This is a genomic window from Verrucosispora sp. ts21 (assembly GCF_002879555.1).
Lineage (GTDB): Bacteria > Actinomycetota > Actinomycetes > Mycobacteriales > Micromonosporaceae > Micromonospora > Micromonospora gifhornensis.
The window spans coordinates 22,654-31,252 of sequence record NZ_PNOZ01000067.1 but is presented as its reverse complement, the minus strand read 5'-3'; the positions used below and the strand labels follow the sequence as shown (position 1 = coordinate 31,252).

The following is an 8,599-nucleotide window of genomic DNA, read 5'->3' as shown; positions in this document are numbered from 1 at the left end:
GGTTTCCAGGGTGGTGATGGTGGGGGGATGGGCGTGGGTGGGGAGGCGGCGGGCGGCCTGTTGGTCGCCGTAGAGGGTCCAGCGGAGGAAGTCGGTGGTGGCACCGAGGACCTGGGTGAAGCCGGGACGGCCGGGGATGAGGTACTCGCCGTGTCCCTGGCCGAGCAGGCTCAGGAAGCTGGACGGTCCGGTCGTACGGCGGTAGGCGGCACGGCCGACGCTGAGGGGTACCACGGGGTCGGCGGTACCGTGCACGAAGAGCATCGGTGCGGGTGGCTCCGCGAAACCGCCCGCCATCCCGCCACCGGCGATCACGATGCCGGCACGCAACCGGGCGGGGCGGCCGCTGGTGAACATGCCCGAGGTGGTGAAGCCACCCGCTGAGTGGCCGGCCGCGGCGATCCGCTGCACGTCGAGGTGGCCGGCGAGCGGATCGGCGGGCCGGCGGTCTAGCCGGACCAGGTGCCGGATCACCCGCCATCCGTCGGCGGGCTGGTGGCGTACGTCGGCACGGGAGAACGCGGCGGCACCTCGCCGGGTGTGCGGGTACGCCGGGGCGGCCACCACGAAACCGGCGGCGGCCCACCGGGCGGTCAGGCCGGCGTGCAGTTCGGGCAGGCTGGCCAGGCCGTGGCTGTAGAGCACCACCGGGAACCGTCCCTCGGCGATCCGGGTGCCCTGGGTCGGGTACCAGAGGGTCACCGGCAGCGGCCGTGCCGAGTCGGGGTCGACGACGAACGTCCGGACGCCGACCGCGTACGGCACCTGTGGGGCAGCGCCGCTCGGTGCCGGCTGTCCGGGCGGGTCACCGGGGGAGGCGCAACCTGTCAGCCACGCCAGCAGCAAGGCCACCGCCGACACGGCGAATCGCCGTCTGATCATGCCCACGACATCACGGTAGATCCCGCGAACACCCGCCCGGGTCCGGTTGCCCGGTGCCGTACGCGAGCCGTTCGGCCGACCGGCCAGGGCCGTCCGACCGGTCCGGCTTCGCTAAGGTTCCGGCATGGCTGAGAACTACACCGACCCCAGCGGCAACACCCAGGCATTTCGCGCCTTTGCCGCCAACACCGCCGACACACCGGCCGAGTCGTCCTCCCGCACCGGCCTGATCGTCGGGGTGGCCGTGCTCGCGGTGCTGCTGCTCGCCGTCGCCGCCTGGATCGCCCTCAGCTGACCCGCAGGCCGCCGCGTCCTTCTAAGGACGCGGCCGGTGACCAACGCGACCGGGTGCGGGTCAGGCGGCGCCGACGACTGCGCGGGCCGCTCGGGCGATTTCCCGCTCCTCGTCGGTGCCGATCACGCAGACCGCGACCTCGGCACCGTCCGGCGAGATGAGGCGGTCACCGCTGCCGGTGTTGCGTTGCGCGTCGACGGTGATGCCCAGTCGGGTGAGTCCGGCCAGTGCGGCGGCCCGTACCGGGGCGGCGTGTTCACCGACGCCAGCGGTGAAGGTGACCGCGTCCACCCGCCCGAGCAGCGCGTAGTACGCCCCGACATAGCCGGTGATCCGGCGGCAGTAGACGTCGAAGGCGAGCGCTGCCGCCTCGTCTCCGTCCGCCCGTCGGGCCAGCACCTCGCGCATGTCGTTGACGCCGGTCAACCCGAGCAGGCCGCTGCGGTGGTTGAGCAGGTCGTCGATCTCGTCGACCCCCAGGCCACCCTCCCGGCGCAGGTGGAACACGATTGTCGGATCCAGGTCGCCGCTGCGGGTGCCCATCACCAGACCTTCCAGCGGGGACATGCCCATCGAGGTGGCGACGCTGCGCCCGCCGGCGATCGCGCACGCGCTGGCCCCGTTGCCCAGGTGCAGGCTGATCGTGTTGACCTCGGCGTACGGGCGGTCCAGCAGTTCGGCGGTGCGCCGGGAGACGTACGAGTGCGAGGTGCCGTGGAAGCCGTACCGGCGTACGCCGTACCGCTGCGCGGTGTCACGGTCGATCGCGTAGGTGGCGGCGGACTCGGGCAGCGTGTGGTGGAACGCCGTGTCGAAGACGGCGACCTGCGGCACCTGCGGCAGTGCCGCGCGCGCCATCTCGATGCCGGCGAGGTTCGCCGGATTGTGCAGCGGGGCCAACGGCACCAGGTCGGCGATGGCGGCCAGCACCGCGTCGTCCACAAGCGCCGGGGCGGTGAAGCGCCGCCCGCCGTGCACCACCCGGTGCCCGACGACGGTGAGCCCACTCAGGTCCAGCCCGGCCAGGATCTGCCGGACCGCGGCGGCATGGTCGGGTGGGCCGCCGTCCGGCTCGCCGACCCGTTCGACGGTGCCCTTGGTAAGGATCTCGTCGTCGTCGTACAGCCGGTATTTGACCGACGACGACCCGCAGTTGAGCACCAGCACCTTGCTCACGACGGCGCCCCGTTGTCGGTAAGCGTGGCGGCCTGGATGGCGGTGATCGCCACGGTGTTCACGATGTCCGGCACGGTAGCCCCTCGGGAGAGATCGTTCACCGGCCGGCGCAGACCCTGCATCACCGGCCCGACGGCCACCGCCCCGGCCGAGCGCTGCACCGCCTTGTACGTGTTGTTGCCGGTGTTGAGGTCCGGGAAGATGAAGACGGTGGCCCGGCCGGCGACCGTGCTCTCGGGCAGCTTCGTCGCCGCCACGGCCGGGTCGATCGCGGCGTCGTACTGGATCGGTCCCTCCACGGCCAGGTCGGGCCGGCGCTCGCGGACCAGCGCGGTGGCCTCCGCGACCTTCTCCACGTCGGCACCCGCGCCGGAACTGCCTGTCGAGTACGACAACATCGCCACCCGGGGTTCGAGGCCGAACCGGGCCGCCGTGTCGGCCGACGAGATCGCGATGTCGGCGAGCTGGGCGGCGTCCGGGTCGCGGTTGACCGCGCAGTCGCCGTAGACCAGCACCCGGTCGGCCAGCAGCATGAAGAAGACGCTGGAGGCGACGGAGACGTCCGGCATGGTCTTCACGATCTCGAACGCGGGCCGGATGGTCGCCGCCGTGGTGTGGGTAGCACCGGAGACCATGCCGTCGGCGTAGCCAGCCCACACCATCATGGTGCCGAAGTAGTTCGGCTGGGCCACGATGTCGTACGCCAACTCCACGGTGACGCCCCGATGGGCGCGCAGCTTCGCGTACGCCTCGGCGAACTCGTCGCGCCACTGGCTGTCGGCCGGATCCACCACCCGTGCCGTGCCGATGTCCACGCCCACCTCGCGGGCGCGACGGGCGACCTCGTCGGGGCGGCCGAGCAGGGTCAGGTCGGCCACCCCGCGCCGCAGCAGGATCTCCGTGGCGCGCAGGATCCGCTCGTCGGTCCCCTCGGGCAGGACCACGTGTCGGCGGCGACTGCGCGCCCGGTCGATCAGGTCGTACTCGAACATCAGCGGGGTGACCCGGGTGGAGCGGCTGACCCGCAACCGGCTGGCCAGCTCGGTGGTGTCCACGTGCGCCTCGAAGGCACCGAGCGCGGCCTCCACCTTGCGCGGGTTCGCGGCGCTGGGTCGGCCCTCGATGCGGCTCGACGCGGCCACCGTGTGGAAGCTGTCGGTGGGCACCGAGAGCACCGCGAGGCGGGCGTTGAGCGCCTCCACCAGCTGCATCGCCCGGGGATCGGGGGCCACGCCGAGGGTGAGCACCAGCCCGGCCAGCGACACCTGACCGGCCACGTGCGCCGCGCTCGCGGCGACCAGAAGATCGTCGCGGTCACCCGGCATGATCAGCAGAGCGCCCTCGGTCAGGTGTTCCAGCACGGTCGGCACGTGCGCCGCGCCGACCACGTAGTCGAGCACGTCGCGGGCGAGCGCGGTGTCGTCGCCGGCCAGTCGGGTGGCGCCGAGCGCCGCCGCCACCTCGGCCACCGTCGGCGCAGAGACGCTTGGCACCTCGGGAATCGCGTACGCGGGCACCGGCAGCCGGGGCAGCCGCATGCTGCCCGGCACCCGGTTGGCGAGCACGGCGAGCACTGTCGCGCCGAGGTCGACCACGTCGTGGTACGCCCCGCGGCTGGCCGCGGTGATCGCCGCCGGCTGCTGCCCGAACCCGTCGACCACGGGCACCACGACGCTGCCGAACTCGGTGGCCAGGCGGGCGTTGAACGCCAGCTCGCGCGGTCCGGCACCGTCACCGGCGTCGGCGAAGTCGCTGCCCACCACGACCATGGCCGGGAACCGTCGCTCCACCTCCCGGTACCGTTCGACGATCCGGGTGATCAGTTCTTCCCGACGGCCGTCGGCGACGAGTGCGGTCGCCTCGGCGTACGTGGTGCCGGAGAGGTCGGCCACCGGCAGCCCGACCCGGTACCGCTCGCTGAGCAGGGCGAGGATCGGGTCCGGCCGGTCCGACGCGACCAGGGGACGGAACACGCCGATCTGACCGACCTGGCGGGACAACAGTTCGGCCAGGCCGAGGGCGATGGTCGACTTTCCCCCGCCCGAGCCGACGCTTGTCAGGTACACGCTTCGGGCCACGGAACTCACGCTACAAGATCCAGGTGGCTCCCGCCCGGGTCCTCGTACCCGGGCGGTCGGGCCCTCCGACGGTGTGTCAGTCGTCGTCTTCGTCGTCGAGTCGGGCCAGCCAGGTGGCGAAGCGCTCGATCGGCGTCTCGAACTCCGGGTTCAGGTCGACGAAGTCCCGCAGCCGCTCGCCGAGCCACTCCAGGCTGACCTGCTCCTCGCCGCGCCGTTCGACAAGCTCCTCGATGCCCCGGTCGGTGAAGTACATCCGCCTACTCGCTTTCCCGCACCGGTGTCGTACCGGTGAAAGTCGGCCGGTCCCGTCCCACCCTCGCAGGGTGGGACGGGACCGGGATGAATCTCGTCAGGGTCGGGGAAGTGCCGCTTCGAGGAGCGCCACCTGCTCGACCTCGTGCATCTTCGCCGAGCCGACAGCCGGGGCGGCGGCGGCGGGGCGGGAGATGCGGCGCAGCCGTACGCCGTCGAGGTGCTCCAGCAGGTTGAGCGCCACGAACGACCACGCACCCTGGTTGGCCGGCTCCTCCTGCACCCAGGCGAAGTCCTCGGCGTTCGGGTACTGGGCGAGCGCCGCCCGGATCTCCTCCACCGGCATCGGGTAGAGCTGCTCCAGACGGATGATCGCGGTGTCGGTGACGCCGCGCTCCTGCCGGGCCTGGAACAGGTCGTAGTAGACCTTGCCCGAGCAGAGCAGCACCCGCTTGACCTGCTCCGGCGCCGGAGCGGCCTGGTCGGCCAGCACCGGGGCGAAGGTGCCGGTGGTGAAGTCGTTCACCGAGGAGACGCAGAGCTTGTGCCGCAGCAGGGACTTCGGCGTGAACACCACGAGCGGCTTGCGCTTGGGCGACAACGCCTGGCGACGCAGCAGGTGGAAGTAGTTCGCCGGGGTGGTCGGGATGGCCACCCGCATGTTGTCCTCGGCGCAGAGCTGGAGGAAGCGCTCCGGGCGACCGGAGGTGTGGTCCGGGCCCTGTCCCTCGTGGCCGTGCGGCAGCAGCAGGGTCACCGCGGAGCGCTGACCCCACTTCACCTCACCGGAGGAGATGAACTCGTCGATCACCGACTGGGCGCCGTTGACGAAGTCGCCGAACTGCGCCTCCCAGCAGACCAGGGCGTTGAGGTTCTCCACCGAGTAGCCGTACTCGAAGCCCATCGCGGCGTACTCGGACAGCAGCGAGTCGTGCACGAAGAACCGGGACCGCTCGCCGTCGCCGGTGAGCGACTGCAACGGCAGGTAGTCGTCGCCGGTCTCGGCGTCCACGATGGAGGCGTGCCGCTGCACGAAGGTGCCGCGACGCGAGTCCTGCCCGGCCAGCCGGACGGTGACCCCGTCGTGCAGCAGGGAACCGAAGGCAATGATCTCGCCGAAGCCCCAGTCGATGTTGCCCTCGACGGCCATCTTGGCCCGCCGGTCGAGCAGCTGCTGGATCCGCTTGTGCGGCGTGAAGCCTTCGGGCAGGTTGACGTGCGCCTCACCGATGGCCTTTATCACCGACGTGTCGGTGGCCGTGTCCACCTGCGGCTCCGGCTCGTCCTCGCGGGGCGGCCGGCTGAGCTGGCGCGGGGCGGTGGCCGCGTCGCGGGTGGCCTTGAAGACCCGCTCCAGCTGGGACTGGTAGTCGCGCAGCAGCTCCTCCGCGTCCTCCACGGTGATGTCTCCGCGGCCGATCAGCTCCTCGGTGTAGAGCTTGCGGACCGAGCGCTTCGAATCAATGATCTTGTACATCTGGGGGTTGGACATCGAGGGGTCGTCACCCTCGTTGTGCCCGCGCCGCCGGTAGCAGACCATGTCGATCACGACGTCCTTGTTGAACGTCTGCCGGTACTCGAAGGCCAGCCGGGCGACCCGGACCACGGCCTCGGGGTCGTCGCCGTTGACGTGGAAGATCGGCGCCTGGATCATCCGGGCCACGTCGGTGCTGTAGAGGCTGGAGCGGCTGTACTCCGGGGCGGTGGTGAAGCCGACCTGGTTGTTGACCACCACATGCACCGTGCCACCGGTGCGGTAGCCGCGCAGCTGGGAGAGGTTGAGCGTCTCGGCAACCACACCCTGACCGGCGAAGGCGGCGTCACCGTGCACCGCCAGCGGCAGCACGGTGTAGCCCTCCAGCTTGAGGTCTATCCGGTCCTGCTTGGCCCGGACGATGCCCTCCAGCACCGGGTCCACCGCCTCCAGGTGCGACGGGTTCGCCACCACCGAGACCTTGACCGAGTGGTCGCCGCCGGGGGTGGTGAACTTGCCGCTCTGGCCGAGGTGGTACTTCACGTCGCCGGAGCCCTGCGTGGAACGCGGGTCCAGGTGCCCCTCGAACTCCGAGAAGATCTTCTCGTACGGCTTGCCGACGATGTTGGCAAGCACGTTGAGTCGGCCCCGGTGGGCCATGCCGATGACGACCTCGTCCAGCCCGCCCTCGGCGGCGGACTCCAGGATCTCGCCGAGCAGCGGGATCAGCGACTCGCCGCCCTCCAGCGAGAAGCGCTTCTGGCCGACGTACTTGGTCTGCAGGAAGGTCTCGAAGGCCTCGGCCGCGTTGAGCCGGTTGAGCACGTGCTTCTGCTCGTCGGCCGGCGGCTTCTCGTACTTGCGCTCGACCCGCTCCTGGATCCAGCGGCGCTCGGCCGGGTCCTGGATGTGCATGTACTCGATGCCGACCCGCCGGCAGTACGAGTCCCGCAGCACGCCCAGGATCGAGCGCAGCTTCATCCGCTGCTTGCCGGCGAAGCCGTTGACCGGGAAGGTGCGGTCCAGGTCCCACAGGGTCAGCCCGTGCTGGAGCACGTCCAGATCCGGGTGCTTGCGGATCTTGAACTCCAGCGGGTCGGTGTCGGCCATCAGGTGACCGCGGACCCGGTAGGAGTGGATCAGCTCGTGCACCCGAGCGGTCTTGTTGATCTGGCCTTCGCTGTCGACCGCGACGTCGCGCATCCAGCGCACCGGCTCGTACGGGATGCGCAGCGAGGTGAAGATCTGGTCGTAGAAGCCGTGCTCGCCGAGGAGCAGCTCGTGCATGACCTTGAGGAACTCGCCGGACTGCGCGCCCTGGATGATCCGGTGGTCGTACGTGCTGGTCAGCGTGATGACCTTGCTGACCGCCAGCTCGGCCAGGGTGGCCTCGCTCATGCCCTGGTACGGCGCCGGGTACTCCATCGCGCCGACCCCGATGATCGCGCTCTGGCCCTGCATCAGGCGCGGCATCGAGTGCACGGTGCCGATGCCGCCCGGGTTGGTCAGCGAGATCGTGGTGCCGGAGTAGTCGTCCATGGTCAGCTCGTTGCGGCGGGCGCGCCGGACGACGTCCTCGTACGCCTGCCAGAACTGCCGGAAGTCCATCTGCTCGCAGCCCTTGATGGAGGGGACCACCAGGTTGCGGCTGCCGTCCGGCTTGGCCAGGTCGATGGCGATGCCCAGGTTGACGTGCTCCGGGCTGACCATGGTCGGCTTGCCGTCGACCTGGGCGTAGGAGTTGTTCATTTCCGGGTGCGCGACCAGCGCCCGGACCAGCGCGTACCCGACCAGGTGGGTGAAGCTGACCTTGCCACCGCGGCCCCGGGCCAGGTGGTTGTTGATCACGATCCGGTTGTCGACCAGCAGCTTCGCCGGGACGGCGCGCACGCTGGTCGCGGTCGGCACGGCCAGCGAGGCGTCCATGTTCTGGACGATCTTGGCGGCCACGCCGCGCAACGGGGTGGTCTGCGGGCCGGTGGCGGTCGGCGCGGTCTTCGCCGGGGCGGCCTTGGCCGGTGCCTTCGCCGGCTCGGTCCGGGGCTGGGCCTTGGCCGGCGCAGCCTTCGTCGGCGCGGTGCGTGACTCGGTCTTGGCGGCCGGCTCGGTCTTGGCGGGCTCGGTCCTGGCGGCCGACTCGCTCTTGGCCGGCTCGGTCCTGGTGGTGGTCGCGGCCTTGGCCGGGGCCGATTCCTTGCGGGCAGGCTCGGCGGCGCTCGTCGACCGGCCGGCGCCCTCACCGTCGCCCTGGGCTGCACCCGGCCCGGGCCGGTAGTCGGCGAAGAAGTCGTGCCAGGCCGGGTCGACGCTGCTGGGGTCGGCGAGGTAGCGCTGATACATCTCCTCGACGACCCACTCGTTCGGGCCGAAACCCGCCAGTGGGTTCTCCTGCGAAGTCTGCTGGGTCGACACGGCCGGTAATCGCCTCTTTCACGCGGG

Annotated in this window: 6 protein-coding genes; 1 reads left to right on the top strand and 5 read right to left on the bottom strand. The window is 70.9% G+C overall.

The window, feature by feature from the left end; translation table 11 throughout:
• Positions 1-882 (bottom strand): alpha/beta hydrolase family protein (locus C1A38_RS23895; protein WP_102659976.1); only part of this gene is annotated, 882 nt, incomplete at its 3' end.
• A 124-nt stretch (positions 883-1,006) separates the two neighbouring features.
• Between C1A38_RS23895 and C1A38_RS31470 the strand changes: the two genes are divergently transcribed.
• The gene (locus tag C1A38_RS31470; protein ID WP_199180311.1) at positions 1,007-1,177 is read left to right on the top strand and encodes a hypothetical protein; all 171 of its coding nucleotides are present in this window, start codon (positions 1,007-1,009) and stop codon (positions 1,175-1,177) included.
• A gap of 60 nt (positions 1,178-1,237) precedes the next feature.
• Here C1A38_RS31470 and C1A38_RS23890 read toward each other — a convergent pair whose 3' ends face one another.
• The 4 genes from C1A38_RS23890 to C1A38_RS23875 all read right to left on the bottom strand — a co-directional run bounded on the left by C1A38_RS23890 (position 1,238) and on the right by C1A38_RS23875 (position 8,572).
• Entirely contained in the window at positions 1,238-2,353 is a 1,116-nt protein-coding gene (locus tag C1A38_RS23890) for an acetate/propionate family kinase (protein ID WP_102659972.1), read from the bottom strand.
• Positions 2,350-4,440, bottom strand: a complete 2,091-nt coding sequence (gene pta / locus C1A38_RS23885; RefSeq protein ID WP_102659971.1) for a phosphate acetyltransferase — start codon at positions 4,438-4,440, stop codon at positions 2,350-2,352. The genes C1A38_RS23890 and pta overlap by 4 nt, the downstream gene beginning before the upstream one ends.
• Before the next feature lie 67 nt (positions 4,441-4,507).
• Positions 4,508-4,687: a DUF6104 family protein gene (locus tag C1A38_RS23880; protein ID WP_013735712.1), complete on the bottom strand. Its 180-nt coding sequence runs from the start codon at positions 4,685-4,687 to the stop codon at positions 4,508-4,510.
• Positions 4,688-4,783: 96 nt separating this feature from the next.
• The gene (locus tag C1A38_RS23875) at positions 4,784-8,572 is read right to left on the bottom strand and encodes a multifunctional oxoglutarate decarboxylase/oxoglutarate dehydrogenase thiamine pyrophosphate-binding subunit/dihydrolipoyllysine-residue succinyltransferase subunit (protein WP_102659970.1); all 3,789 of its coding nucleotides are present in this window, start codon (positions 8,570-8,572) and stop codon (positions 4,784-4,786) included.
• Between the last annotated feature and the right edge of the window lie 27 nt (positions 8,573-8,599).

Coding starts and splice junctions, on each gene's coding strand:
- C1A38_RS31470 (WP_199180311.1), top strand. CDS start 1,007: ATGGCTGAGAACTACACCGACCCCAGCGGCAACACCCAGGCATTTCGC.
- C1A38_RS23880 (WP_013735712.1), bottom strand. CDS start 4,687: ATGTACTTCACCGACCGGGGCATCGAGGAGCTTGTCGAACGGCGCGGC.